The sequence below is a fragment of the Amycolatopsis speibonae genome (assembly GCF_042647925.1).
GTDB classification, from domain to species: Bacteria; Actinomycetota; Actinomycetes; order Mycobacteriales; family Pseudonocardiaceae; genus Amycolatopsis; species Amycolatopsis speibonae.
The window spans coordinates 516,276-541,225 of the sequence record NZ_JBHRWK010000014.1 but is presented as its reverse complement, the minus strand read 5'-3'; the positions used below and the strand labels follow the sequence as shown (position 1 = coordinate 541,225).

Below are 24,950 nucleotides of genomic sequence, written 5' to 3'. Positions count from 1 at the left end.
CCCAGGACGATCATCCTGGTTACCGCCCGGTACCCGCAGGTGGCGGCACTGGGGCGCCGACCTGCGTTTAGCCCCCTAATCGCGATCCGGACGGCGGGGCGCCCTGGAGAGTCACCGGGTCGGGGCGGGGCCGCGCTGGGCCCGCTGGGTCTGTGGCGGCTGTGGCCGGTGGGTTGGTTGGTGCGGCGCACAGGGAGGCCCCTCAGATCGCGTTTAGCGGGCTAATCGCGCTCCGCCCACGACGCTGCCAGACTGTCCGCGTGTGTGAGATGTGCGAACTTGAGGCAGAGAGCGGTCTGCTGCCGGTGATGCCCCCAGTCCAGTTACCGGCGGAGACCGAGCTGCGGGTCGCCGCGGAACGGAGCCCGCTCCTCTCCGAGCTCCGTGGATACGTCGCCGGGTTGGACGAGAGCAGCAAGCCGAACGGCACGCTGATACCTCGCTTGGCGGAGGCTTCCGGACTGGTCCGGGTCTTCAAGGGCAAGCACGTGCCCGTCAAGAAGAACGCGAAGCTCCTCGACAACGCTTTGGCGCTCTGGGAACGGGTGCACTCGGCGATCGGCGAGGCCGGGTTCGGCATCGCCTCCGAAGACGACGCCGTGCCGCTGGCCTTCGGGATGTTGTTTCCCGAGCTGGCCTCGTCGATCTTCCTCACGCTCTACCAGTCGGGTCCGGTCCCGATCCCCGTCGAGCTCCTGTTGGAGGTCTCGGCTTCGGTACTCGACATCGAGTCGGCGCCGAGTGAGCCGACGCGGTACGCGACGGGCGTCACCCTGGACCTCCTGGAACGGCTGGGCGCGGTCGAACGGGGTACCGCGGACCCGGCCGGACTCGCGAGGATCTCCGAGATCACCGGCCGGCCCGATCCTTCCCCCACCCTCGTCAGCCTCACTCCGATCGCCGTCTGGGCGATCAATCGGACGCTCCGCGACTCCGGAGTGTCCGCGCCGGTCATCGGTGAAGCTGCGGAAATGCGTCTCGACGAGCTGAGCCCCCGTCTCGTTGACGCCGCTCCGGAGATCATCGACGCGGAGCTGAACGCCTGGGTCCGGCACCGGTCACCGTCCGATGCGGCGTCCGAAGCCGGCGAGTTCCTCCATGCGACGACCTGTCCCGAAGAACGGCTGTTCGCCTTGATCGTGCTCGGGGAAACCGGCGAGATCGGCCTCCGGACCGCTGCGGAGGTCCGGGCCGAGGGCGGACTGGTCGGCGCGGTCGCGGCCATGTGGCTGTCCGAGCGTGGGGCGATCGAGCCGGAAACGGTCACCCGCGACGAGGTCACCGTCGGGATGACCGACCATTTCGCGGCGATGCACGCGCTCGGGGCGTTCGTCCATCAACTCGCCGACATGGACAACGGCTTCGACGTCGTCGACCTGCTGACGTCGTCCGGTCACCCGGACAGGCTCGAACTCCTGGAGGTCGTCGGCACGGACCATCCGGACCCGAAGATGGCCAAGAAGGCGCGGAAGGCGAGCTTCAAGCTCCGGTCGAGCGGCCGCTGAGCCTCCGGTCAAGGTCCGGGATCGCGTTTAGCCCGCTAAACGCGATCCCGGACCGGACGCGGATCCGCTGGTGGGCGGAGCACCGGATCGCGATTAGGGGGCTAAACGCAGGTCGGGCGCTACTTGGAGGGGGGCGGGGAGGCGGGGGGTGAAGCGGGGGCCGAGGAGGCCGTCGGGTTCGGCGGAGCGGCGTAGGTGTTCATCGCCGTGATCTTCCACTTGTCGCCCTGCAGCTCCGCGTTCAAATGCAGCTGCGCGCTCCCGGCGGTGGTCTTGTTCGTGTCGGCCCGCGTCGAGCTCTGGTCGACGAACACCATCACGTCGGCCCGGTCGCCTTCCAGCCGGATGACGGCGCTGCGGGTGACCTTGCAGGTCACGACCATCTTCTGCTGCGGGGCCAGCCGCTTGACCTCGCCCATCAGCAGGTTGTACTTCGCCCGCACGTCGTCATTGACCAGCAGATCGCCGGCCGCGGTCTCGGTCTTCGCGATGTTCTTGAAGTCGTACGAGAACAGCGCCTCGGTCGCCTTCGCGACCTGGTCCTTGACCTGCGCGGTCTTCGCGACGTCCAGCAGCGCGGTGTTGTCCGTCGAGCTCGACACCTCGGAAGCCTTGAGATGGAACAGCACCGCGGTCGCGGCCAGCAGCAGCCCGACGACGACCAGCGCGCCCGCCAGGATCAGCTTGCCGGAGCCCGGCTTCTTCTCGGACGCCTCGGACGTCTCGTCGGCTTCGGAAGCGACCTCGGCTTCGGCCTCTTCGATGTCGTCCGGCTTCGCCTGGGCGGCCGCACGGGCCTTCGCACGCGGGCTCGGCTTCGCGACGACAGCCTCTTCAGAGTCTGAAGCGTCTTCCAGGGCCTCCTCGACCTCTGAGACCTCCGAAGGAGTCTCGACAGTCTCAACGGCCTCAGCGGTGTCCTCAACGGCCTCAACGGGCTCAGGGGCCTCGACAGGCTCAGCAGCCTCGACGACCTCAGGCCCGGCTTCAGGAACGGGACGCGGAGCAGGCCTCGGCGACGGACGCCGCACCGGCGCTTCGGCGGCCTCCGAGACCTCAGTGGCCTCCGAGACATCCGCAGTGGAGACCTCCGAGGCGGAAGCCTCGGGAGCGGGCCGTCGCAGACCGGCCACCCGGGGGCGGCGCACCGGCGGAGTGCTGCGAGGGGGCTGGCGACGGGAGGGGGGCACTACGAGGCTCCGTTCTAGGTGACGCTCTTACTGACCGGCCGCGACGAGGGGCACGTTGTCGATCCCGGACAGCTTCCACTCATCGCCGACCCGGGTCATCGAGACCTCCAGGCGCAACGCCTTGGAGCTCGCCTTGTCGCCCTGGGTGACCTGGGTGGTGATGGCGGCGAGGAAGCTCGCCTTGCCCTCGTGGTCGTCGAGTTCCTCGACAGCGATGTCCTGGATCGTGGTCGCGACCTTGGTCTTCGCGTCGCCGAGCGCCTTGCGGTAGGTCGGCTCCAGCTGCGCCAGCTGCTGGCTCATCTTGTCGTCGGAGACGGCCTTCTGCTGGTTGAAGAACGCGTCGAGGTTCTCGAAGTCGACCTCGGTGTACGCCTTGATCGCGCGGCCGCCCGCGTCGACCACTTCGTCCCGCGAGCGCGCCAGGTCGGCGTTGTCGTCCGACGCGGCCACGGCCCACTGGACGCCGAAGATCGCCGCGGCGACGAAGGCGGCCAGGGCGAACGCCGCCGCCCCGAGGACCAGGGTCCGCGATCGAGAAGAACTCATGACACTCCAGGGTAGGTATACGGTCTCGGGCTCAGCCGGGCAGGCCCAGCAGCGCGCCCAGGCTGGCCAGGCTGACCCCCGGGCTCTGCAGGACGCTCGGCATGCCCTGGGCCGCGCGCAGGCTGGCCAGTTCCTCCGCGGACCGGCCGGCGTTCTTCGCGACGTCGCCTTCCGACGGGATCTGCGGGACCCCGTTGTACGGCACGTTCTGCGAACCGCGCACGTTGATCGGGCTGCCCTTCGGCTCGGCGCAGTACGCGTCGTCCTTCGGCGGGCGAGGCGCCGTATCGGTGCCTTCGCGGTACTTGTCGAGGCCGATGTAGCCCTTGGTGCACGAAGGCGGGTTGAACAGGTTGAGCGCGAGGCCCAGGTGCGCGGTGCCGTCGTTGGCGACGCTGTTCGCGCCCGCGGCCAGCATCGGGTACGTCACCAGGCCCTGCTCGATCCCGTCGAGCCGGGTCACCAGCAGGTTGGACGTCGTGAGCAGGTTCGCCGTCAGCGCGCCCAGCCCCGGCCCGGATTCGGCGAGCACCGAGCTGATCTGGTTCGCCACCTGCGGGGTGACCCCGATCAGCTTCCGGATGTCGGCGTCGGAGTTCTTCAGCGTGCCGGACAGCTTGTCGAGGTCCGCGCTGAACGACTTCATCGAGCTCGCCATGTCGTTCTGTGTGTCGAGTACCTGCCCGCCCTTTTCCAGCAGCTGGATGGTCTGCGGCAGGTACTCCTGCGCGGTCGTGGTGAAGCTCCGCGCGGTGTCGAGCAGCCGCTGCAGGTCCGGGCCGGTGCCGTTGAAGGCGTTGTAGGACTCGTCGACGACCTTGCGCAGCGAGTCGACCGGCACCGACGCCGCGAGGCTGTCGAGATCGCCGATGAGCTGTTCGGTGGGCACCGGTGTCTTGACCTTGTCTGCCGGGATGACCGAGCTCGCGTTCAGGAACGGCCCGTTCTCGCTCTTGGGCCGCAGGTCGACGAACTGCTCGCCGACCGCCGACCGGTTCGCGACCACGGCGTCCAGATCGGCGGGCACCTGCGGGGCGTCCGGCGAGATATTGAGGTCGGCTTCCAGCCCGGTCTTGGTCAGGCGCAGCTCGCCGACGCGGCCGATGTTGAAGCCGCGGTAGGTGACCTCGGCGTTCTGGAAGATCCCGCCCGATTGCTTGAGCTGGAGCTTCACCGTGTAGCCCTCGTCGCCGAAGACCTGGCCGAGCCCGGCGAACCGGATCAGCGCGTACACGATGGCGACCACGGAGATGATCACGAACGCGACCAACTGGATCTTCGTCCTACGGACCAGCATCAGCCGGCACCTCCCGACAGCAGGCCGAAGATCCCGGCGGGTCCGGTCTGTCGCGGCTGTCCGCCGCCCTGTGGCGTGTTCGCCTGGCCGCCTGCCTGGGTTCCGCCGACGCTGTCGGGGATCGGCAGCGGCGGGTTCACGCCCGGCCCCTCGGTCCCGCCGGTCAGCCCCGGCACCGGGACGAGGTCCTTCAGCGGGTTCTCACGGCTGCGGCCGAGGTTCTTGAGGATCTCGTTCAGGTTCAGGTCGACCTTCGCGAACAGGTTGAAGTAGTCGCCCTTGACCCCGTCGAAAGCGGCGTCACTGAACGGGAAGGTCAACAGGATCTCCAGCGCCTTGGGCAGATCCGCGCCCGCCTCGCCGAGCTTCTGCAGCGTCGGCTGCAGCGCCTTGAGGTCGGCGACGAGGTCTTCCTTGCTCTTGTTCACCGTGTCGACGGCGACACCGGAAAGGTTGTTGAGCGCGTTCAGCATGGTCACCAGCTGGCCGCGCTGCTGCTCAAGCACGCCGAGGCCGGGGCCGAGGTTGTCGACCGCGCCGACCAGCTTGTCCTTCTGGCCGTTCAGCGTGAGCGAGAGCCGGTTCAGCCCGTCGAGCGCCCGCGTGATGTTCGCGGACTGCCTGTCCAGGTTCGAGACCAGCTCGTTGGTGTTGTTCAGCAGCGCCTTGAGCTCCGGCGAGCGGCCGCTCGTGGCGTTGTTGAGTTCCTTGGTGATGGTGTTGAGCTGGTCGACGCCGCCACCGTTGAGCAGCAGCGAAAGCGCGCCGAGCAGTTCCTCGACCTCGACGCTGCGGTTCGTGCGGGCCAGCGGGATCACCGCGTTGTCGGCGAGCTCGCCCTGGCTTTCGGCGGGCGCGGCCAGCTCGACGTACTTCTCGCCGAGGAGGCTCGACTGCTTGACGTTGGCCAGCGCGTTCGCCGGCAGCTTCACGTCGCCGTTCACCCGGAGGGTGACTTCGGCGTTCCAGCCGTCCTGGGTCAGCCCGATCGCTTCGACGCGGCCGATGGAGACCTCGTTGACCTTCACCCCGGCCTGCGGGGTGAGGTCGAGGACGTCCCGGAACTGCACCTTGACCGTGTACGGGTGGTCGCCGAGTTCGGCGCCACCGGGCAGCGGGACGTCGTAGATCCCGCTGAACCCGCAGCCGCTCAACGTCAGCGCCGCGACGGTTCCGGCGGCCACCAGGGCTAGAGACCGTTTCATCACTTCGCCGCCGTTCCGTAGAGCTGTCCCGCGATGGGCAGCGGCAGCGGCGGCAACTGGCCCGCCTGCGAGGACTGGATCACCTGCGCGATCGACGGCAGCGGCACCAGCCCGTCGACCAGTCCGGCGATCCCCTTGCACGCGTCGCCCAGCGCGTCGAGCGCGTCCGGGGTCTGCTTGAGCAGGTTGCACACCATCACCAGCGGCGGCTGGGTGAGCTCGTTGAGGTTCGCCCGCGCGTCGAGCGTGCCCGACGAGGCGTTGTAGGTGTTCACCAGGTTCCCGAGGCCGACCGGGGCGACGTCGAGGATCTCGGCGAGCGCGCCGCGCTGATCCACGAGCACCTTGGTCACACTGGCCAATTTGTCCACATTGGACTTGAGCCGGTCGCGGTTCTTCTCGATGAACCCCTGCACCGCGGTGAGCGTGTCGGACAGCTGCTTCACCGTCGCGGCGAGGTTGTCCTTCTCCCCCGCGAGGAATCCGCTGACGTCGGCGAGCTGCCGCTCGAAGTCGCGGACCTGCGAGTCGCTGTTCACCAGTGTCTGGGAGAAGGAGCCGAGGTTCTCGACGGTCTTGAACAGGTCGTCCTTGTTGCCGGACAACGTGCCCGCTGCCTGGCCGAGTTTCGTGATCGTGTCGTGCAGCGCCTGCCCGTTGCCGTCGAAGTTCTTCGCGGCGGTGTCGAGCAGGTTCGACAGCGAACCGTTCTTGTTGGCGCCGTTGGGCCCGAGCGACTTGCTGACCCGGGAGAGGCTGGCGGCGAGTTCGTCGACCTCCAAGGGGACCTCGGTGCGGTCGAGGCCGATGACGGCGCCGTCGGCGATCCGCGTGCCGCCCTTGTAGGCCGGGGCCAGCTGCACGTAGCGGTCGCTGACGAGCGACGGCGACACGATGATCGCCTTCGCGTCGGCGGGCACCGCCACCGAGCGGTCGTATTCGAGTTCGACGCGGACCTGGTTGCCCATCGGCTGGATCTTGGTGACCGTGCCCATGTCGACGCCGAGCATGCGGACGCTGTTGCCTTCGTAGAGGCCGACGGCACCGGCGAAGTAGGCGGTCACGTGGTTGCGGCCGGCGTCCTTGAGCGTCCACCACAGCGCGCCGGCAACGACCAGCGCGAGCACGATCGCGATGGTGAAGCCACGGGCGAGGCCGGCTCCGAGACGGGTACTCATTTCTCGTAGCACCCCTTGTCGTTGATCGGCCCGAACGACGGCAGGACCAGTCCGCAGATGTAGTTGTCGAACCAGCGGCCGTTGCCGATCGTGTTCGTGAACACCCGGATGAACGGGGCGAACCGCGCGATGCCCTGGCCGAGGGCGTCCTGGTTGCGCTGCAGCATCGAGGTCAGCTGGTCGAGCTGGGTGAGCACCGGGTCGAGCTGGGCGTCGTTGTCGTCGACCAAGCCCTTGAGCTGGGTGGCGAGGTTGCGCGAGCCATCCAGCAGGGCGGCGATCGCGTCCTTGCGGCGGGACACCTCGCCGAGCAGCTTGTTGCCGTCGGCCAGGAGCTTCTGGAACTCGGCGTCGCGATCGACCAGCGTCTGCGAAACCTGCCGCGTGTTCGCGAGCAGGCTCGCCAGCTTCGAGTCCCGCGAAGCGATCGTGTCCGAGAGGCGGGAAAGGCCGCTCAGGGCGCCCTTCACGTCGGCCGGGGTGTCGGCGAAGGTCTCCGTTATGACGTCGAAGCTCTTCGCCAGCTGCGTCGTGTCGATGTCGTCGACGGTCTGCGAAAGCCCGCGGAAGGCGTCGAGGACGTCGAACGGCGACATCGTGCGCTCACGCGGGATGGTCGCGCTCGGGTCGAGCGTGCGCTGGCCCTGCGGGTCGAGCGCCAGGTACTTCTGGCCGAGCACGGTCTTGATCTTGATCGCCGCGCTGGTCTTGTCGCCCAGCCAGGCGTCCTTGACCTTGAACGAGATCCGGACCTTGTCGCCGTCGAGCTTGATGTCGGAGATCTTGCCGACCTTCACCCCGGCGACCCGCACGTCGTTGTCCTGCTGCAGCCCGGAAGCCTCGCTGAAGTCCGCGCTGTAGGTCGTGCCGCCGCCGATCACCGGCAGGTCCTCGGAGTTGAGCGCGGCGAGGAAACCGAGCAGCAGCACCGAGATACCGACCAGCGCGATCGGGATCGGATTGCGTTTCTGGAACGACTTCATGCCGTGCACCTCGCCCGGTTCACCGGCAGCAGCGGCAGATTGATCGGTTCGTTGATCAGCGGAGGCAGGGCGACGGCTCCTGTCAGTTCACAGGCGAAGAAGTTGAACCAGGAGCCGTAGTCGGCGGTGCGGGTCAGCGCCGTCACCTTCTGCGGCAGGAACTGGATGAAGTGCTCGACGATCGGCTGGCTGTCGTTGAGGTTCTTCGTCAGCGTGCCGAGCGCGGCGATGTCCTGCTTGAGCGGCTCGCGGGCCTCACCGAGCAGACCGGACGTCGTCTGGGCGAGGTTGCCGAGCGAGTCGATGGCGTCGCCGATCGGCTCGCGGTCCGCGGCCAGCCCGGAGACCAGCTGCTGCAGCTTGACGATCAGGTCGTTCAGCTGCGGCGTGTGCGCGTTGACCGTGTCGAGCACCGAGTTCAGGTTGTCGATGACCTCACCGATCACCTGGTCCTTGTCGGAGATCGTGGTGGCCAGCGACGCGGTGTGCTTCAGCAGGCTTTCGATCGTGCCGCCCTCGCCCTGCAGGACCTGGATGACCTCGTAGGACAGCTTGTTGATGTCGTCCGGGTTGAGCGCGGTGAACAAGGGCTTGAAGCCGTTGAACAGCTGCGTCAGGTCGAGTGCGGCCGTGGTCCGCTCCAGCGGGATGTTCCCGCCCGGCGCCAGGTTCTTCCCGGAGGAATCGGTGCCCTGCCCGAGCGAGACGTAGCGCTGGCCGACCAGGTTCCGGAACTTGATCTGCGCGGTGACCCCGGCGGGCAGCTTGCGGCCGGCGTCCACTTCGAACTCGACCTCGGCCTGGCGGCGGTCGACGATGCGGACGTCCTTGACCTGCCCGACCCGGACGCCGGCGATGCGGACGTCGTCGTTGGGCAGCAGCAGGGTCGCGTCGCTGAACCGCGCCTTGTAGGCGTTGGTGCTGGTGGTGTTGATGTTGGCGATGCTGATCCCGAGGATCGTCGTGAACAGCACGGTGACCACGACGAAGACGCAGAGCTTGATCAGCGGTGCGAGCAGGCCCCTCACTGGACGTGCACCTCCGCCCCGCGGTAGAGCGGACCGACGAGCAGCGAACCCCAGCCGGGCACGTCCGAGGCGGACATGCCGACCTGCGGGGCGACCAGCTGTGCGAGGAAGTCCGATTCGGACGCGCTGTAGGACGGGCTACCGCCGGGCGCTCCCCCGCCGTTGTAACCGCCGACGTTCGCGAAACCGTTCGAGGGCGAAAGGCCGTCGTTGGCCGAGCGCGCCGGCGGTTTGGCCGTGCTGCCGTCCTTGATCGGGCCGTCCGGCGGGTACTGCGGGAACGGGTCCGGGAACTGCTTCAGGTCGTAACAGCGCGGACCGCGCTTGTCTTCGAACTTCGGCTCGTCCTTGCCCGGCAGGTACGGCCCGCGGTTGACCGTGATCTCGATGGTCGCGTGCAGACCGGGCCGGTTGGTCCCCTTGCCGAGGGCTTTGTCGATCTTCGGCAGGTTGGCCGCCATCTGCCCGACCACGCACGGGTACTCCGGCGCGTACTTCGCCAGCAGTTCCGCCGTCGGGCGGGCGGTGTCGGCGAGCCGGATCAGGTTGTCGGCGTTGTTCTGCAGGAAGGTCTGCAGATCGACCGACGCCTGGGTGACGCTGCCGTAGAGGTTCTGCAGGTTCATCTTCTGATCCGCCACGGTGCGCGTGGTCGTGCTCAGGTTGTCCAAGGTCTGCACCAGATCCGGGGCGACGGCGTTGAGGTTGTCCGAGAACTCCGCGAGCTCCTTGAGGTTCTGCTGGAGCTGGGGTACGTGCGGGTTCAGGTCCCCGACGTAGGTGCCGAGCTGCGAGAGGGTGTCGCCGAGCTGACCGCCGCGGCCGTTGAGCGCGGTGGAGATCGCCGAAAGCGTGCTCGACAGCTTCTGCGGCTGGACGGCCTGCAGCACCGGCATCAGATGCGCGAAGGCCTGCTCCAGCTCGACGGCACCGGACGTGCGGTCCTGGGTGATCACGTCGCCCTCGGCGATCGTCTTCACCGAAGGGGCGTCCGGGATTTCGAGGGAAACGAAGCGTTCGCCGAACAACGTCTTCGGCAGGAATCGCGCGGAAACGTTCTGGGGGATCAGTTTCGCCGACTCCGGATTCAGCGCGAGCGTGAGTTCGGCGCCGTCCGGGGTCGCGGCGATTTCCTTCACCGAGCCGACGATGAGGCCGCGGACCTTCACGTCGGACTGTTTCAGCAACTGGTTCCCGATGCTGCCGGACTGGAGCTTCACGCTCACCACGGGTGTGAAAGCCCGTTGGTACAGCGCGATGCTCAGCGCCACCCCGCCGACGAGCACGGCGACCAAGAGCAAGCCCAATAGCCTGCGCCGGACTGTCGCGATCATCCTGCGATCCTCACCGTGACGTCGGTTCCCCAGATCGCGAAACCGATGAAGAAGTTCATGATGGACACCGTGACGATGCTCAGCCGCACCGCCTTGCCGACCGCCACGCCGACACCGGCGGGGCCACCGGAGGCCCGGTATCCGAAATAGCAATGGGACAGGATGATCAAGACGCTGAACAACAGCACCTTGATGAACGAATAGAGCACATCCTGTGGAGGTAGGAACAGGTCGAAATAATGGTCGTAGGTACCCGCTGACTGGTTGTAGATGTAGATAACGACCAACCGGGACGCGAGATACGAACTGAGCAGGCCGATGACGTACAGCGGGATGACCGCGACGAAACCGGCGATGATCCGCGTCGTCACCAGGTACGGCAGGCTCGGCACGCCCATGACCTCGAGCGCGTCGATCTCCTCGGAGATCCGCATCGCGCCCAGCTGGGCGGTGAACCCGGCGCCGACGGTGGCCGAAAGCGCGAGGCCGGCGACCAGCGGGGCGATCTCGCGGGTGTTGAAGAACGCGGTCAGGAAGCCGGTGAAGGCCGAGGTGCCGATCGAGTTCAGCGCCGAGTAGCCCTGCAGGCCGACGAGGACACCGGTGAACAGCGTCAGGCCGACCATCACGCCGACCGTGCCGCCGATGACGGCGAGCGAGCCGGAACCGAAGCTCACCTCGGCGAGCAGCCGCAGGACTTCTTTGGTGTAGCGGCGCAGCGTCCGCGGCGTCCACAGCAACGCGCGGCCGTAGAAGGACATCTGGTCGCCCAGCGCGTCCAGAGTCTGCAATGGACGGTTGGCGACCCGCTTGGCGCCCTGGAGGAAGGTCATGCGTCAGTCCAGCTTTCCGGGCACGATCTGCAGGTAGATCAGCGTGATCACGAAGTTCACCACGAACAGCATGAGGAACGTGATGACGACCGACTGGTTGACCGCGTCGCCGACGCCCTTCGGGCCGCCGGACGGGTTCAGTCCCCGGTAGGAGGCGACGACCGCGGCGATGAAGCCGAAGATCAGCGCCTTCAGCTCGCCGACCCAGAGGTCCGGCAGCTGGGCCAGCGCGGAGAAGCTCGCCAGGTACGCACCCGGCGTCCCGCCCTGGAGGACGACGTTGAAGAAGTAGCCACCGAGCACGCCGATGACGCTGACCATGCCGTTGAGCAGGAGCGCCACCAGCATCATCGCGAGCACACGCGGCACGATCAGCCGCTGCACCGCGGAGACGCCGAGCACCTCCATGGCGTCGATCTCTTCACGGATCGTCCGCGCGCCGATGTCGGCGCAGACGGCGCTACCGCCGGCGCCCGCGACCAGCAGCGCCGTGACCAGCGGACTGGCCTGCTGCACGGTGGCCAGCACCGACCCGGCGCCCGTGTAGGACTGGGCGCCGAGCTGGCGGGCCAGCGATCCGAACTGCAACGAGATGACCGCGCCGAACGGGATCGCGACGAGCGCCGTCGGCAGGATCGTGACGCTCGCGATGAACCAGGCCTGCTGGATGAACTCCCGCAGCTGGAACGGGCGCTGGAAAATGCCACGAACGATGTCGAGGCCAAGGGCGAACAGGTTTCCGGTCTCGCGCAACATGCCGATCCCGGGAATCTTCGCCGATGAAGCGGGAGAGCTCACGCGCCACCTGACCCCGGATCATGTGGCCGCATGCGGTGGTTGCCCGGTCTCCCCGGATGCGGGATGTGGGCGACCTGGTCGTCGGGCAGCTGCCCCTGGTGGTGGTTCGGCATCGGGCCGTCGCCCTGCTGCGAACGGTGTCCCGCGGCGGCGAGGCGCTGCGGGCGGACACCGTAGTGCTGCTGCTCCTCCGGGGAAAGCGACTCGATGATGCTCTGCTGGGCCTCGTGCGGCAGACCGGACAGGATCTGCATGACGCGGTCCTTGCGGCGGACCGCGCCCATCCGGGTCGGCACGCCGGGCGTCGGCTGCATCTGCGGCGGCACCCCGCTGACGTCCTCGACACCACCCGAGTGGTGACCGGCCTCGAACATCGCGCGTTCGGCGGCGAGCTGGGCCGAGTCCTTCTCCTCGCTCATGCCGATGGGGCCGTCCATCTTGCCGTTGAGGAACTGCTTGACGACCGGCTCTTCGCTGGTCAGCAGCACCTCGCGCGGGCCGAACATGACCAGTTCCTTGCGGAAGAGCATGCCCAGGTTGTCCGGGACGGTGCGGGCGAGGTTGATGTTGTGCGTGACGATCAGGAACGTCGCGTCGATCTGCGCGTTGACGTCCAGGAAGAGCTGGGAGATGTAGGTGGTGCGGACCGGGTCGAGACCGGAGTCCGGCTCGTCGACCAGGATGATCTGCGGGTCCAGCACCAGGGCGCGGGCGAGGCCGGCGCGCTTGCGCATACCGCCGGAGATCTCGCCGGGCAGCTTCTTGTCGGCGCCGTTGAGACCGGTCATCTCGAGCTTCTCGAGCACGATCCGGCGGACCTCGGTCTCCGACTTCTTCGTGTGCTCTCGCAGGGGGAACGCCACGTTGTCGTAGAGGTTCATCGACCCGAAGAGGGCGCCGTCCTGGAAAAGGACGCCGAAGAGCTTGCGGACCTCGTAGAGCTGGTGTTCGGAGCACGTCACGATGTCGACGCCGTTGATCATGCACCGGCCCTTGTCCGGCTTGAGCAGACCGATCATCGACTTCAGAAAGACGGACTTACCGGTTCCGGACGGACCGAGCATCGCCGAAACCTCGCCCGGAGGCAGGGTCAGCGTGACGTCCCGCCAGATGGCCTGCTTACCGAAGGACTTGGAAAGACCTTCGATGACCACCTCGGCACCCATCGCACCTCCAGGAGCTGTTCCGCGTCGTCGCGCACTGCCTTCCCGTGCCACTGGCCCGAGAGGACGCATGCGTTCGCGCAGCGATACCCGCGTCAACCAGGTGCAACGAGCTGAGTGCGAACAGGTTACTCACCAGTTTTCTTTTCTGGCCAGACCCGTGGGTAACTTTTCGCGCAGCCCGCCGCCTGCCCGTGCACCGCTTGCAGCACCGTAGTGCACGTCACCCTCACCCGCAGACCAACAGCCCTCCCCCGCCCAGGTCCGCGTGGCCCCGCGTCGCGATTAGGGGGCTAAACGCAGGTCCGGGCGGTGGGCTAGCAGCGATAGAGGCCGCAGTAGGACGAAGACGACGAGCCGCTGCCGGAGTGGGCGTTGGCCTTCGTGACCTGGACGGCGATGACGATCGCACAGATCACCGAAGCCGCGACGCCGAGCACGGCGATGACCGCGAGAATGAGCAGATGGCGCCTGGCGGCGACCTGCTGGGCGAGAATCTCTACGAGCAGCCGATCGGTGCAGTCCGGACCGGGCTCGCCTGCGCCGTCACCGTCCTCGATCTGCGCTTTCGCCTCCTTTAGCCGTTTTTCGACATCAAGAGGCGAAAGAGGAGCATCAGCGAAGTATCGGACATGAAGATCGCGCGCCGTTGTCACTGTTCGCCTTCCGTAGCGGGATGAGTTTCCCTGTAGTCGGCAGGCTCGCGCTGGACGCAACGGTCGTGATCAAAGCGAAAGGGCGGGCATCCGTGTGGATGCCCGCCCTTTCGACGGTGCTGCGGTAGGCGCTTACGCGCCCGAGATCACTTGATGGCGATCTTGGCGCCCGCGGCCTCGAGCTTCTCCTTGGCGGCCTCGGCGGCCTCCTTGTCGACCTTCTCCAGGAGGGCCTTGGGAGCGGCCTCGACCAGCTCCTTGGCCTCCTTCAGGCCCAGGCCCGAGACGACCTCACGGACGACCTTGATGACCTGGATCTTCTTCTCACCAGCGGACTCGAGGACGACGTCGAACTCGTCCTGCTCCTCGGCGGCGGCCGGGGCGGCGCCGACCGGGCCGGCGGCGACGACGGCAGCCGGGGCGGCCGCGGTCACGTCGAAGGTGGTCTCGAATTCCTTGACGAACTCGGACAGCTCAAGAAGGGTGAGCTCCTTGAAGGCGTCGATCAGCTCGGTGGTGCTCAGCTTCGCCATGGTGGCTTTCCTCTCTGAAACGAACTAAAAGTTCGGGGTGGGGGGTGTTCAGCTCTCGGCGGGTGCTTCGGCTGCTTCGGTACCGGCGTTGCGCTGCTTCTCCTCCAGCGCGGCAGCCAGGCGAGCGACCTGGGACGCCGGCGCCTGGAACAGCGCGGCGGCCTGGGACAGCTTCGCCTTGAACGCGCCCGCCGCCTTGGCGAGCAGGACCTCACGGCTGTCGAGATCGGCGATCTTGTTGATCTCGTCCACGGACAGCGTCTTGCCGTCCATGAAGCCGCCCTTGATCACAAGCGCGTTGTTGTCCTTCGCGAAGTCGCGAAGCGCCTTCGCGGCGTCAACAGCTTCACCTTCGACGAAGGCGATGGCGGTCGGGCCGACGAACAGGTCTTCAAGGCCCTCGATGCCCGCGTCCGTAGCGGCACGCTTGACGAGGGTGTTCTTCGCGACCCGGTACTTGGCACTGGTGCCGAGAGCGCGGCGCAGCTGGGACAGCTGGGACACGGAGAGGCCGGTGTACTGGGTAACGACTGTGGCCGAGCTGCTGCGGAAGCTCTCCGCGATCTCGGCGACGGCCGCCTCCTTGTCGGGCTTCGCCATGGTCGCCTCCTCTCTTGGCTAGTGGTCCACTGGCCTTGAGAGCCCTGAAAACGACGAAACGCCCCAGCGCAGACAGGCGCGGGGCGTCAGGGCAAACGACGACGTGCGTCGTGTGCGAGCCTCGTTCCTCCTGCGCGGGTCGCCCGCCCTAGCGGGGCCTTCGTTCTCCAGGCCAGATGACCAGGAGAAGACCAGCGGTCTTCGGTAGAACCTTGACAAGAATACGCGACCCCCTTCCGCCCCCTGCGGCACCCCCTCCCAGATCGCGTTTAGCGGGCTAAACGCGACCGGCGGAGTGCATCGTGGGGCTCGCGAGGCATCATGGTGACGTGGCGGAGCAGCGTGATGACGGAAAGCCGGGCAACGAGCCCGGCACGGACATCGAGCCCAAGGCGGGGGGGCAGCCCGCGCCTCCGCTGGACGAAGAGCAGCTGCGCCAGTTCCAGCAGTTTCAGCAGTTCCAGGACTATTTGAAGTTCACCGAGGCGCAGAACCAAGGCCTCGTGCCGACACAGTCCGCGCAGCCCACGACCCAGAACTACGGAGGACAGCCGCCGGCGCCTCCGGGACCGCCGCCCGGCGAACTCGTGCACGCCGCCCGGCCGCGCACACCGCGCTGGCTGCGTCGTCTCGGCGGAAAACTCCTCGCCTGGGTGATCGTGATCGTGCTGATCTGCATCGGGGCCACCATCGTCTACCGCCAGATCTTCCCCAGCGACGCCGGGCAGGACACGGCGACGTTCGTCCAGGGCGGCGGCGGCAAGCACCACACCAACCAGGTGCTTTCGACCAATCCCTGGGAAGCCGTGCGGGCCATCTACGACACGATCGGCAAGCCGTACCCGCCTGCCACTCGGGTCGAAAAGGTCTGCCTGTCGATGAGCGAACAGGCGCAGGCCCAGTTCGCCCGCGACCTCGGCTACCCGGACTGCGCGACCGCCGTCCCGGCGCTGAACGCCAAGGTCACCGACATCACGCCGTACATCTACGCGGTGCGCCCGATGTCGAGCGTGGTCCCGCGTCAGGATCTGACGATCCACTCGTGCTGGTACAGCATCCGCGGCGGGCCCCTGCTGGGCAGCTTCACCCTGCAGGAAGTCGAGATGGGCCAGTGGCTGATCACCGGCCACGCCAACTCCCCCGAGCCCTGCCCCGCTCCCCCCACCGGCAACTGACCCCCGCCGACCTGGCCCTCCTGCCACCGGATCGCGTTTAGCCCGCTAAACGCAGGTGCCCGCCGGATCGCGATTAGGGGGCTAAACGCAGGTCGGGTCAGAGGTCATGGGAGGCGAGGAAGCCGGTCAGCGTGGAGCCGAAGGCGGGGTGCGTGACGGCGGTCAGGTGATCCCCGGGGACGCGGACGAGGCGCGCGCCGGCGATGGCGGCGGCCAGCCGTTCGGGTTCCGCGGCCAGCGGGTCGGTTTCCCCGGCCAGGATCAGGGTCGGGACGGCGATCGCCGTCAGGTCCAGTTTCGGGTCCGCCGTCCCGCGCGCGGCGGCCGCCAGCGCGATCCGGTCCGCCCGCAACGCGTCGGCCAGCACCCGGAAAGGCGCCGAAGACGGCGGCAGCGTCGAAGGGTCCGAAGCGAGCAGAGCCTCGCTGATCGCCTCCGGCGTGACCACGCGGGTGTCGACACCTCCGAAGTCGACGATCCCCGAGCCGACCCCGCCGATCGCGAGGCACCGGATCCGCGGGTCGGCGGCCGCCGCGCCGAGCGCGATCATCGCGCCCATCGAGTAGCCGACCATCGACACCTCGTCGAGGTCCAGCGTGTCGAACAGCGCCGACACGTCGCGGACCATCGCGTCATCGCCGTAGCTGGCCTCGTCATGCGGTTTCGCCGACCGTCCATGCCCGCGCGCGTCCAGGCTGATCACGGGCAGCCCCGCGTCCTGGAGGGTGTCGACGACGCCGGGCGCGATCCAGTTGGCGTTCGTGTCCGCGGCGAAGCCGTGCTGCAGCAGCACGGGACGCCCTTCACCTTCCCAAACGGTGTAGTGCAGCTGAAGCCCGTCGAACGTCGCGAAGGTAGGCATGCCCTCCAGCAAACACGAAAAGGGGGCGGCCCCGCCGTAGCGGGACCGCCCCCTTGTCAGTGATGTCTAACTCAGACTCACGCGTCCTCGGAAAGGAGGTTGCGGGTCCGGGCGGGGTCGATCGGGACACCCGGGCCCATCGTCGTGGAGATCGTGACCTTCTTCAGGTAGCGACCCTTCGCCGACGACGGCTTGGCGCGGAGGACCTCGTCCAGCGCGGCCGCGTAGTTCTCCACCAGCTTCTCGGTGTCGAACGAGGCCTTGCCGATGACGAAGTGCAGGTTGGCCTGCTTGTCCACGCGGAAGTTGATCTTACCGCCCTTGATGTCCGAGACGGCCTTCGCGACCGCGGGGGTCACGGTGCCGGTCTTCGGGTTCGGCATCAGGCCACGCGGGCCGAGGATGCGGGCGATGCGGCCGACCTTGGCCATCTGGTCCGGCGTCGCGATCGCGGCGTCGAAGTCGAGCCAGCCACCCTGGATGCGCTCGATCAGTTCGTCGGTGCCGACCACGTCCGCGCCGGCGGCTTCGGCCTCGGCGGCCTTGTCACCAACGGCGAAGACGATGACGCGGGCGGTCTTACCGGTGCCGTGCGGCAGGTTCACGGTGCCGCGGACCATCTGGTCGGCCTTACGAGGGTCGACACCGAGGCGCATGGCGACCTCGACGGTGGCGTCCATCTTCTTGGAGGAGGTCTCCTTGGCCAGCTTGGCGGCGTCGAGCGGGGCGTAGAGCCGCTCGCGGTCCACCAGCTCAAGGGCCTGACGGTAGGCCTTGCTGTGCTTGGGCATTGCTTCTGTCCTTAACTCTTCAACGGATCAGTGTGGTGTTGGAGCCAGCACTGGCTCTCCCACGGTGGTGCGGGGTGGAACTCAGTCGACGACCGTGATGCCCATCGAGCGGGCGGTGCCGGCGATGATCTTCGCGGCCTGGTCGACGTCGTGCGCGTTCAGGTCGGATTCCTTGGTCTTCGCGATGTCGCGGACCTGGTCCCAGGTGACCTTGGCGACCTTGGTCTTGTGCGGCTCGCCGGAGCCCTTCTCCACGCCCGCGGCCTTCAGCAGCAGCTTCGCGGCCGGCGGCGTCTTGAGCTTGAAGTCGAACGAACGGTCTTCGTACACGGAGATCTCGACCGGGACGACGTCCCCGCGCTGCGACTCGGTCGCGGCGTTGTAGGCCTTGCAGAACTCCATGATGTTGACGCCGTGCTGACCCAGCGCGGGGCCGACCGGCGGCGCGGGGTTGGCCGCACCGGCCTTGATCTGCAGCTTGATGATCGCTGCAAGCTTCTTCTTCTTGGGTGGCATTTCGTTTGTTCCTTCTTACTGACTTGAGTCCCCCGCACACCTGCCAGTACGCGGGGACTGCCGGCCGTCTGGCGGCCGTCAGATCTTGGAGACCTGGGTGAACGACAGCTCGACCGGGGTCTCCCGGCCGAAGATCGACACCAGGACCTTCAGCTTCTGCCCGTCCACGTTGACCTCGGAGATCGTCGCGGGCAGCGTCGCGAACGGGCCGTCCATGACGGTGACCGACTCGCCGATCTCGAAGTCGACCTCGACCGCGGGGCCGCCCAGCTGGGACTCGACGGAGGAGTCGCCCTTGCCGGACTTGGCGGGTGCCGCTGCTTCGACCTTGGGCGCGAGGAACTTGAGTACCTCTTCCACGGTCAGGGGCGACGGACGCGACGTGGCACCGACGAACCCTGTGACGCCCGGCGTGTTGCGCACCGCGCTCCACGAAGCGTCGTTCAGATCCATCCGGACCAGGATGTAGCCGGGCAGCACCTTGCGCTGCACCTGCTTGCGCTGGCCGTTCTTGATCTCGGTGACCTCTTCGGTCGGGACCTCGATCTGGAAGATGTAGTCCTCGACGTCCAGCGTCTGGGTACGGGTCTCGAGGTTGGTCTTCACCTTGTTCTCGTAACCCGCGTACGAGTGCACGACGTACCACTCACCGGGAGCGGCGTTGAGTTCCGCGCGCAGCTTCGCGACCGGGTCGACGTCCTCGTCGGCTTCGGCTTCGGGCTCGGCGGCGGTGTCGTCGGCTGCGTTGTCGTCGGTCTCGACGGACGCCTCATCGGCCTCCGCGACATCTCCGGCTTCGTCGACCTCGTCGCCTGCGGCGGGCACCTCGACGGAGTCCAGGTGCTCGGACTGCTCGTCGCCGAGTGCCGCGTGCACCTGCTCGTCGGAAAGCTCGGTCAGCTCATGACCGGCTGCTGTGCCGTTGTCGGAGGTCACGTTCCGTCCTCTCAGTTGATCGGTTGCCGTGGCGCAGGCCACCGTGCGGTGCGCTCAAGCACCGCGACCGGCTGCCTCAGCTGCCGAAGACGGCACCGACGACCTCTTTGAAGGCCAGGTCGAGGCCGCTCACCAGCGCCACCATGAACACCACGAAGACCAGCACCACCGCGGTGTAGGTGACCATCTGCTTGCGGTTCGGCCAGATGACCTTGCGCAGCTCGGCCCAGACTTCGCGGATGAAGCGCATCAGCCGGGCGAAGATCGACGCCTGCTTCGGCTTGCGGTCGCGCTTCGGGGTCGCCGTTCCCTTGGCGTCCTTGGTTTTCTCGGTCTTGTCCCCGGCCTTCGCCTTGCCGGCGGGGCGGGTCTTGTCGTCCGACTTGGCGTCGGCCTTACCGGACGGGCGCGCGGACGCACGGCGCTCACGCCGGGCAGCGGCGGTCACCGGGCGGGACTGTTCGTCGGGCTTCTGCCCGTCGCCGTCCTGCGCCTTCTCACCGCTGGCGTCGCTGTCGCTCACGACCACTCCTCCGCCTTCACCAGTTCGCTTACGCAGGGGTGACAGGACTTGAACCTGCAACCTGCGGTTTTGGAGACCGCTGCTCTGCCAATTGAGCTACACCCCTTTGGAGCCCCGATGCTCTGGAGCTCCCGAGGACGCATTCCATCATCCCCACCGCCGTGGCGGGGATGACCGTAGTGCGTTCCGAGACCAGAAGTCTACGGCAACCCCCGAACAGCTTCGCAACCGCGCCCCTCAAAGGCGGCGCGGAGCAGCCTTCCGCGGGGAAAGTCCCCACGGCCGACCCCATGATCGTGCCACGATGTCGCCATGAGCGCTCCCGCACCCTCGTCTTCGGCCGCCTCCCGCGTCTCGGCACGCATCGGCGGCATCACGCCGTCGGCCACGCTGGCCGTCGACGCGAAGGCCCGGGAGCTCAAGGCGCAGGGCCGTCCGGTGATCGGGTTCGGCGCCGGGCAGCCGGACTTTCCCACCCCTGCCAACGTGCTCGAAGCCGCCGAAGCGGCCGTCCGGGACAAGGTGAACCACGGCTACACCGCCGCGGGCGGGCTGCCGGAGCTGCGAGAGGCGATCGCGGCGAAGACCGTCCGCGACTCCGGGTTCGAGGTCGACCCGGGCCGCGTCCTGGTGACCAACGGCGGCAAGCAGGCGGTCTATTCGGCGTTCGCGACGCTGCTCGACCCGGGCGACGAGGTGCTGCTGCCCGCGCCGTTCTGGACGACGTACCCGGAGTCGATCGCCCTCGCCGGCGGAGTCGGAGTGCAGGTCACGGCGGACGAGACGACGGGCTATCTGGTCACCGTCGAGCAACTCGAAGCCGCCAGGACGCCGCGCACGAAGGTGCTGCTGTTCGTCTCGCCGTCGAACCCGACGGGCGCGGTGTACCCGCGCGAACAGGTCGAGGCGATCGGGCACTGGGCGCACGAGAACGGCCTCTGGGTCATCACCGACGAGATCTACGAGCACCTGGTCTACGACGGCGCCGAAGCGCCTTCGATGCCCGTCTTGGTCCCGGAACTCGCCGACCGGACGATCGTCCTCAACGGGGTCGCGAAGACGTACTCGATGACCGGCTGGCGGGTGGGCTGGCTGCTCGGCCCGCAGGACGTGGTCAAGGCGGCGACGGCGTACCAGTCGCACTTGTGCGGCAACGTTTCGAACGTCGCACAGCGGGCCGCGCTCGCGGCGGTGAGCGGACCGCTCGACGCCGTTTTCGCGATGCGCGACGCGTTCGATTCCCGCCGTAAGAAGGCATTTTCCCTGCTTTCCGAGATCCCGGGAGTGGAGACTCCGGTGCCACTCGGCGCTTTCTACCTCTACCCGTCGGTGAAAGCCCTGCTGGGCAAGGATATCCGCGGCGAGCGACCGGCCGATTCGGTGGCGCTGGCCGATCTGATCCTGCGCGAGGCCGAAGTCGCCGTGGTGCCCGGTGAGGCGTTCGGGACGCCCGGGTACTTCCGGATTTCCTACGCGCTGGACGAAAACGATCTCGCCGAAGGGATCACCAGGATGGGCAGGCTGCTCGCGGAAGCGCGCTGACCGCGATGCGCCTGGGGATCACCCTTCCGCAGTACGGCCCACTGGCGGCGATGGACGCCGTCACCGGCTTCGCCACGGCCGCCGAGGAGCTCGGGTACGAGTCCTTGTGGGTCGGGGATCGGGTGCTCGCCCCGGTTTCGCCGTCGGATCTCTATCCCGGCGGGACACCGGAACGGCCGTACCCGCCCGAATTCGTCACCTTCGCCGATCCGCTGATCCTGCTGACGGTGGCCGCGAGTGTCACGAAGAAGGTCCGGCTCGGCACCAGCACGCTCACCGGGACGGTGTATCCGGCCGTGGTGCTCGCCCGGATGCTCACTTCACTGGATCAGGTGAGCGGGGGCAGGCTGGACGTCGGGCTGGGCACCGGCTGGCTTCGCGACGAGTACACCGCGACGGGCACGCCTTGGAAGGGGCGCGGCAGGCAACTGGAGGAGCTTCTCGACGTCCTTCGGAAGTTCTGGACCGGTGATCCCGTCGAGCACGAGGGCGAACGCTGGCGGATCCCGGCGTCGAAGGTGGGACTGCGACCGGCGCAGAGCCCGCATCCGCCGGTCTTGCTGGGCGGGGTCTCGACAGGAGCCCTGGAGCGCGTCGGCCGCCGAGCGGATGGCTGGCTGCCCGCCGGATTGCCCGCGCCCTACCTCGCGAAGCTCTGGGACACCGTGGCGAGCGCGGCCGAGCAGGCGGGCCGCGACCCCGGCACGCTGCGGCGGGTGCTGCGGATCAACCCGAAGCCCGGCACGGGCCTCAAGGACGTCGCGGCGCAACTGGAGGCCGCGGCCGAAACCGGGATCACCGAAGCCTTCGTCGACCCGCATTACCTCGCGCGGGACGTCGCTCATGCCCTCGATCTCGCCGCCGAGCTGCGCGATCTCGTCCCGAACGACTGAAGGCCCTCCCCCCGGCGGGAAAGGGCCTTCAGAGGTCAGGATTCGCCGTCGGCGAGCTGGACGAGCGCTTGGGCCTTCGCGGCGTACTTCCAGTTGCCGAGGTCCCGGATGGTCTTGATCTTGAATTCCGCGAGGAGCTCGTCGTGCTTCTTGGTCAGGCCTTCGAGCGCGGACGGCGGGGCGTCCAGCAGCTCGTTGATGCCTTTGTCTTCCCACGCCTTGTCGACCAGCTTGGTCAAGTTCAGGCTCACGTCCTTCGCCTTTCCTCGGGGCCAGGTACGCGCCCCACCCTGAACGTGATCCACGTCTCAGGCAACCGGTGATCACCCGTTCACGCGTAATTCACCGACGGCCGGACCGATGACAAGGCGACCCTGGTCGAGTACAACGAACGGGTGACGCAGCGGAGAACGGGCGGCGGCTGCCTCTTCCTGGTGATCGTGCTGTCCGTCCTGGGGATCGCTTACCACCTGTGGGAGCGAGGGACTTCGGTGACACCTGCGGGTGTCACCACTTCGGATGGCGCGGGCCGGTATGTGGCTCTGGGTGATTCATATACGGCTTCACCGGGCACTGGGCGGCCCGCGGGCGCGCCACCGGGCTGCGACCGCTCGGACAACAACTACCCGAGCCTGCTCGCCGCGAAGCTGCGTCCGGCGGAGTTCGCCGATGTCAGCTGTGGCGGCGCCACGACCGAGCACCTCACCGGCGAGCAGAAGACCCGGGACGGCATCAACGCTCCGCAACTCGACGCGATCGAGAGTGACACGACGCTGGTGACCGTCGGGATCGGCGGGAACGACGTGGGCTTCGTCGGCTTCGCGGGTCAGTGCGCGACGCAGCTCCAGACCGCTTCGCCCTGCAAGACCCAGCTGACCGCGGGCGGACGCGACCAGCTCGCCGAGCGGATCACCGCGGCGGCGGACCGGCTCGGCGGAATCCTGGACCGGATTCGTTCGAAGGCGCCCGAAGCGCGCATCGTGGTCGTCGGGTACCCGACGGTGCTTCCGGACGACAACGCGGGCTGCTGGCCGGTCCTGCCGGTCGGAGAAGGGGACGTGGCCTACTTCCGCGACTCCTTGAAGCGGCTGAACACCAAGCTGCAGGAGACGGCCAAGAGGCACGAAGCGGGCTTCGCCGACATGTCGACCGCGAGCAAGGGGCACGACATGTGCAGCGCCGCGAACCGGCGGTGGGTGGAAGGCCCCGCGCCTTCGGTGCCCGCGGCGCCGCTGCACCCGAACGCCCGGGGCGAGGAAGGCATGGCGGAGGTCATCGGGAAGCTGCTGAAGCTCGCGTAGCAGGTCAGGCTTCGTGAGTGGTACGGACCGGTCAGGGCCAAGGTGCCTACTGGCTTCTGGGTGTGGTTGACCCCAGGCCCCGGGTCCGAGGCGGTCCAGGCCTCGTGAGTGGTGAGGACGGTTAGAACCGTTGCTACCCACTCACGAGGCTTGAGATCAGGCGCGGACGACCGCTTGAGCCTTGCCCAGGACCGCTTTGCCCTCGAACTTGGCGGTGATGTCGACGCGCGCGGTGCCGTCGTCGTTGACCACGGCGACCTTCCCGGTGAACTCGATCGTCGCGGCGCCGTCGTTCGGCACGACCACGGGGCGCGTGAAGCGCGCGAAGTAGTCGACGAGGCGGCCGGGGTCGCCGAGCCAGTCGGTGACGAGTCGCGCCCCGAGCGCCATGGTCAGCATCCCGTGCGCGATGACGTCCGGCAGGCCGACCTCTTTGGCGAAGGCCTCGTTCCAGTGGATGGGGTTGAAGTCCAGCGAAGCGCCGGCGTAGCGCACCAGCTGCTCCCTGGTGACCTCGATCGTCAGCGGAGCCAGTTCTTCCCCGGCGGTGAACGTGCTCACGCGCCCTCCCCTCGGACCACGAGCTGGGCGTACGTGGTGGCGATCGGGCCGCCGTCGGCGCCGGAGATCTCGGCGCGCAGGTTGATGAAGTCGTTCCCGGCGCGGGTCATGATGTTGTCGATGTACGTGGTGAGCGACAGGACGTCGCCCGCGTGCACCGGCCGCGTGTAGGTGAACCGCTGGTCGCCGTGGACCATCCGCGAATAGTCGAGCCCGAGTTCGGGGTCGGAAACGATCGCGTTGATCGACGCGAGGTTGATGATCGTGAGGAACGTCGGCGGTGCGATGACGTCGGGATGACCGGCCGCCTTCGCCGCTTCGGTGTCGCGGTAGAGCGGGTTCGTGTCGCCGAGCGCGTCGGCGAACTCCCGGATCTTCTCGCGACTCACTTCATAGGTACTGGTCGGCGGGTACACCCGCCCGGTGAACGACTGGTCCAAGGCCACCCCGGCAGGCTACCGAACCCGGAAATGCCCGAAGCCGCCCTGGTGTGACCAGGGCGGCTTCGGGTGAGACTGGTAGAACCGCGCTTGGAGAACGCTGAACGCTCAGCGGGTCTCTTTGTGAGTCCGGTGCGTACCGCAGTTCGGGCAGAACTTCTTCATCTCCAGGCGATCCGGGTTGTTGCGCCGGTTCTTCTTGGTGATGTAGTTGCGGTGCTTGCACTCCTCACACGCGAGCGTGATCTTCGGTCGCACGTCAGTGGCAGCCACAGCATTTCCTTCTCTACTAGGCCTGGGAAACCCAGGATTACCGCGTAGCGGTGGCCGGACTTGAACCGGCGACACAGCGATTATGAGCCGCTTGCTCTGCCAGCTGAGCTACACCGCCCTTACATAACCCTGGCCGCGACACGCTTGCGTGACGCGGCTGAGGTTGCGAGCCCCTTTACGGAATCGAACCGTAGACCTTTTCCTTACCATGGAAACGCTCTACCGACTGAGCTAAAGGGGCCTTGCCTCTCGCGAGGACTTGGAAAGACTAGCAACACCTTCGTG

The 24,950-nt window shown here is 67.5% G+C and carries 28 protein-coding genes and 3 tRNA genes; 5 read left to right on the top strand and 26 right to left on the bottom strand.

The genetic code is table 11. From position 1 onward, the window contains the following. The first annotated feature begins 308 nt into the window (after positions 1-308). A complete protein-coding gene (locus ACFOSH_RS10675; protein WP_378238578.1) occupies positions 309-1,505 on the top strand; it encodes a hypothetical protein in 1,197 nt (398 codons plus the stop codon). A 119-nt stretch (positions 1,506-1,624) separates the two neighbouring features. Here ACFOSH_RS10675 and ACFOSH_RS10670 read toward each other — a convergent pair whose 3' ends face one another. The 14 genes from ACFOSH_RS10670 to rplJ form a co-directional block, all read right to left on the bottom strand. After that, positions 1,625-2,638, bottom strand: coding sequence for a hypothetical protein (locus tag ACFOSH_RS10670; RefSeq protein WP_378238826.1), 1,014 nt, complete (start codon positions 2,636-2,638; stop codon positions 1,625-1,627). 84 nt (positions 2,639-2,722) lie between these two features. Then, positions 2,723-3,244, bottom strand: coding sequence for a hypothetical protein (locus tag ACFOSH_RS10665; protein ID WP_378238577.1), 522 nt, complete (start codon positions 3,242-3,244; stop codon positions 2,723-2,725). A 31-nt stretch (positions 3,245-3,275) separates the two neighbouring features. Next, positions 3,276-4,541 (bottom strand): MlaD family protein, encoded by a 1,266-nt coding sequence (locus ACFOSH_RS10660; RefSeq protein WP_378238576.1) that lies wholly within the window; start codon positions 4,539-4,541, stop codon positions 3,276-3,278. Further along, positions 4,541-5,746 (bottom strand): MCE family protein, encoded by a 1,206-nt coding sequence (locus ACFOSH_RS10655; protein WP_378238574.1) that lies wholly within the window; start codon positions 5,744-5,746, stop codon positions 4,541-4,543. Before ACFOSH_RS10655 ends, ACFOSH_RS10660 begins: the two co-directional genes overlap by 1 nt. Further along, positions 5,746-6,924, bottom strand: a complete 1,179-nt coding sequence (locus ACFOSH_RS10650; RefSeq protein ID WP_378238573.1) for an MCE family protein — start codon at positions 6,922-6,924, stop codon at positions 5,746-5,748. Before ACFOSH_RS10650 ends, ACFOSH_RS10655 begins: the two co-directional genes overlap by 1 nt. Further along, a complete protein-coding gene (locus ACFOSH_RS10645; RefSeq protein ID WP_378238572.1) occupies positions 6,921-7,907 on the bottom strand; it encodes an MCE family protein in 987 nt (328 codons plus the stop codon). The genes ACFOSH_RS10650 and ACFOSH_RS10645 overlap by 4 nt, the downstream gene beginning before the upstream one ends. Further along, positions 7,904-8,935 (bottom strand): MCE family protein, encoded by a 1,032-nt coding sequence (locus ACFOSH_RS10640; protein WP_378238571.1) that lies wholly within the window; start codon positions 8,933-8,935, stop codon positions 7,904-7,906. The genes ACFOSH_RS10645 and ACFOSH_RS10640 overlap by 4 nt, the downstream gene beginning before the upstream one ends. Continuing rightward, positions 8,932-10,269 (bottom strand): MCE family protein, encoded by a 1,338-nt coding sequence (locus ACFOSH_RS10635; protein ID WP_378238570.1) that lies wholly within the window; start codon positions 10,267-10,269, stop codon positions 8,932-8,934. The genes ACFOSH_RS10640 and ACFOSH_RS10635 overlap by 4 nt, the downstream gene beginning before the upstream one ends. Continuing rightward, positions 10,266-11,102 carry an MlaE family ABC transporter permease gene (locus ACFOSH_RS10630; protein WP_378238569.1) on the bottom strand — a complete coding sequence of 279 codons (837 nt, stop codon included), beginning with the start codon at positions 11,100-11,102 and terminating at the stop codon, positions 10,266-10,268. The genes ACFOSH_RS10635 and ACFOSH_RS10630 overlap by 4 nt, the downstream gene beginning before the upstream one ends. Before the next feature lie 3 nt (positions 11,103-11,105). Continuing rightward, a complete protein-coding gene (locus tag ACFOSH_RS10625; protein WP_020633292.1) occupies positions 11,106-11,858 on the bottom strand; it encodes an MlaE family ABC transporter permease in 753 nt (250 codons plus the stop codon). 38 nt (positions 11,859-11,896) lie between these two features. Continuing rightward, on the bottom strand, positions 11,897-13,066 hold the full coding sequence (locus ACFOSH_RS10620) for an ABC transporter ATP-binding protein (protein WP_378238568.1): 1,170 nt from the start codon (positions 13,064-13,066) through the stop codon (positions 11,897-11,899). Positions 13,067-13,380: 314 nt separating this feature from the next. Continuing rightward, a complete protein-coding gene (locus ACFOSH_RS10615; protein ID WP_378238567.1) occupies positions 13,381-13,719 on the bottom strand; it encodes a hypothetical protein in 339 nt (112 codons plus the stop codon). A 146-nt stretch (positions 13,720-13,865) separates the two neighbouring features. Continuing rightward, complete coding sequence (gene rplL, locus ACFOSH_RS10610; RefSeq protein ID WP_020633289.1) at positions 13,866-14,252, bottom strand: 50S ribosomal protein L7/L12; 387 nt, start codon at positions 14,250-14,252, stop codon at positions 13,866-13,868. 48 nt (positions 14,253-14,300) lie between these two features. Next, entirely contained in the window at positions 14,301-14,852 is a 552-nt protein-coding gene (rplJ, locus tag ACFOSH_RS10605) for a 50S ribosomal protein L10 (RefSeq protein WP_020633288.1), read from the bottom strand. Between the two features lie 329 nt (positions 14,853-15,181). Here rplJ and ACFOSH_RS10600 point away from each other — a divergent pair, with 329 nt between their 5' ends. Beyond that, positions 15,182-16,027 (top strand): hypothetical protein, encoded by an 846-nt coding sequence (locus ACFOSH_RS10600; RefSeq protein WP_378238566.1) that lies wholly within the window; start codon positions 15,182-15,184, stop codon positions 16,025-16,027. A gap of 97 nt (positions 16,028-16,124) precedes the next feature. On the opposite strand, the gene ACFOSH_RS10595 is transcribed toward ACFOSH_RS10600, so the two are convergent. From ACFOSH_RS10595 to ACFOSH_RS10570, 6 genes are all read right to left on the bottom strand, one after another. Next, positions 16,125-16,889, bottom strand: a complete 765-nt coding sequence (locus ACFOSH_RS10595) for an alpha/beta fold hydrolase (protein WP_378238565.1) — start codon at positions 16,887-16,889, stop codon at positions 16,125-16,127. A 77-nt stretch (positions 16,890-16,966) separates the two neighbouring features. Further along, a complete protein-coding gene (gene rplA / locus ACFOSH_RS10590; RefSeq protein WP_378238563.1) occupies positions 16,967-17,680 on the bottom strand; it encodes a 50S ribosomal protein L1 in 714 nt (237 codons plus the stop codon). Positions 17,681-17,761: 81 nt separating this feature from the next. Continuing rightward, on the bottom strand, positions 17,762-18,196 hold the full coding sequence (gene rplK, locus ACFOSH_RS10585) for a 50S ribosomal protein L11 (RefSeq protein ID WP_076164368.1): 435 nt from the start codon (positions 18,194-18,196) through the stop codon (positions 17,762-17,764). 78 nt (positions 18,197-18,274) lie between these two features. Next, positions 18,275-19,132, bottom strand: coding sequence for a transcription termination/antitermination protein NusG (gene nusG, locus ACFOSH_RS10580; RefSeq protein WP_378238562.1), 858 nt, complete (start codon positions 19,130-19,132; stop codon positions 18,275-18,277). Positions 19,133-19,208: 76 nt separating this feature from the next. Next, on the bottom strand, positions 19,209-19,661 hold the full coding sequence (secE, locus tag ACFOSH_RS10575) for a preprotein translocase subunit SecE (RefSeq protein WP_378238561.1): 453 nt from the start codon (positions 19,659-19,661) through the stop codon (positions 19,209-19,211). 27 nt (positions 19,662-19,688) lie between these two features. Continuing rightward, positions 19,689-19,761, bottom strand: a tRNA-Trp gene (locus tag ACFOSH_RS10570). A 206-nt stretch (positions 19,762-19,967) separates the two neighbouring features. On the opposite strand from ACFOSH_RS10570, the gene ACFOSH_RS10565 reads away from it, so the two are divergent. Together ACFOSH_RS10565 and ACFOSH_RS10560 are read left to right on the top strand one after the other, a co-directional pair. After that, on the top strand, positions 19,968-21,197 hold the full coding sequence (locus tag ACFOSH_RS10565) for a pyridoxal phosphate-dependent aminotransferase (protein WP_378238559.1): 1,230 nt from the start codon (positions 19,968-19,970) through the stop codon (positions 21,195-21,197). Further along, on the top strand, positions 21,194-22,090 hold the full coding sequence (locus ACFOSH_RS10560; RefSeq protein WP_378238825.1) for a TIGR03619 family F420-dependent LLM class oxidoreductase: 897 nt from the start codon (positions 21,194-21,196) through the stop codon (positions 22,088-22,090). Before ACFOSH_RS10565 ends, ACFOSH_RS10560 begins: the two co-directional genes overlap by 4 nt. Before the next feature lie 35 nt (positions 22,091-22,125). Here the strand turns inward: ACFOSH_RS10560 and ACFOSH_RS10555 are convergent, their stop codons facing one another. Continuing rightward, on the bottom strand, positions 22,126-22,341 hold the full coding sequence (locus ACFOSH_RS10555) for a hypothetical protein (RefSeq protein ID WP_378238558.1): 216 nt from the start codon (positions 22,339-22,341) through the stop codon (positions 22,126-22,128). A 144-nt stretch (positions 22,342-22,485) separates the two neighbouring features. On the opposite strand from ACFOSH_RS10555, the gene ACFOSH_RS10550 reads away from it, so the two are divergent. Next, positions 22,486-23,391 carry an SGNH/GDSL hydrolase family protein gene (locus ACFOSH_RS10550; protein ID WP_378238557.1) on the top strand — a complete coding sequence of 302 codons (906 nt, stop codon included), beginning with the start codon at positions 22,486-22,488 and terminating at the stop codon, positions 23,389-23,391. Positions 23,392-23,547: 156 nt separating this feature from the next. Here the strand turns inward: ACFOSH_RS10550 and ACFOSH_RS10545 are convergent, their stop codons facing one another. From ACFOSH_RS10545 to ACFOSH_RS10525, 5 genes are all read right to left on the bottom strand, one after another. After that, positions 23,548-23,952 carry a MaoC family dehydratase gene (locus ACFOSH_RS10545; protein ID WP_378238556.1) on the bottom strand — a complete coding sequence of 135 codons (405 nt, stop codon included), beginning with the start codon at positions 23,950-23,952 and terminating at the stop codon, positions 23,548-23,550. Further along, entirely contained in the window at positions 23,949-24,398 is a 450-nt protein-coding gene (locus tag ACFOSH_RS10540; protein ID WP_125788785.1) for a MaoC family dehydratase N-terminal domain-containing protein, read from the bottom strand. The genes ACFOSH_RS10545 and ACFOSH_RS10540 overlap by 4 nt, the downstream gene beginning before the upstream one ends. 102 nt (positions 24,399-24,500) lie before the next feature. Then, positions 24,501-24,665 (bottom strand): 50S ribosomal protein L33, encoded by a 165-nt coding sequence (gene rpmG / locus ACFOSH_RS10535; RefSeq protein WP_005152047.1) that lies wholly within the window; start codon positions 24,663-24,665, stop codon positions 24,501-24,503. 45 nt (positions 24,666-24,710) lie between these two features. Next, positions 24,711-24,783, bottom strand: a tRNA-Met gene (locus tag ACFOSH_RS10530). Between the two features lie 50 nt (positions 24,784-24,833). Beyond that, positions 24,834-24,906, bottom strand: a tRNA-Thr gene (locus tag ACFOSH_RS10525). Positions 24,907-24,950 lie beyond the last annotated feature (44 nt).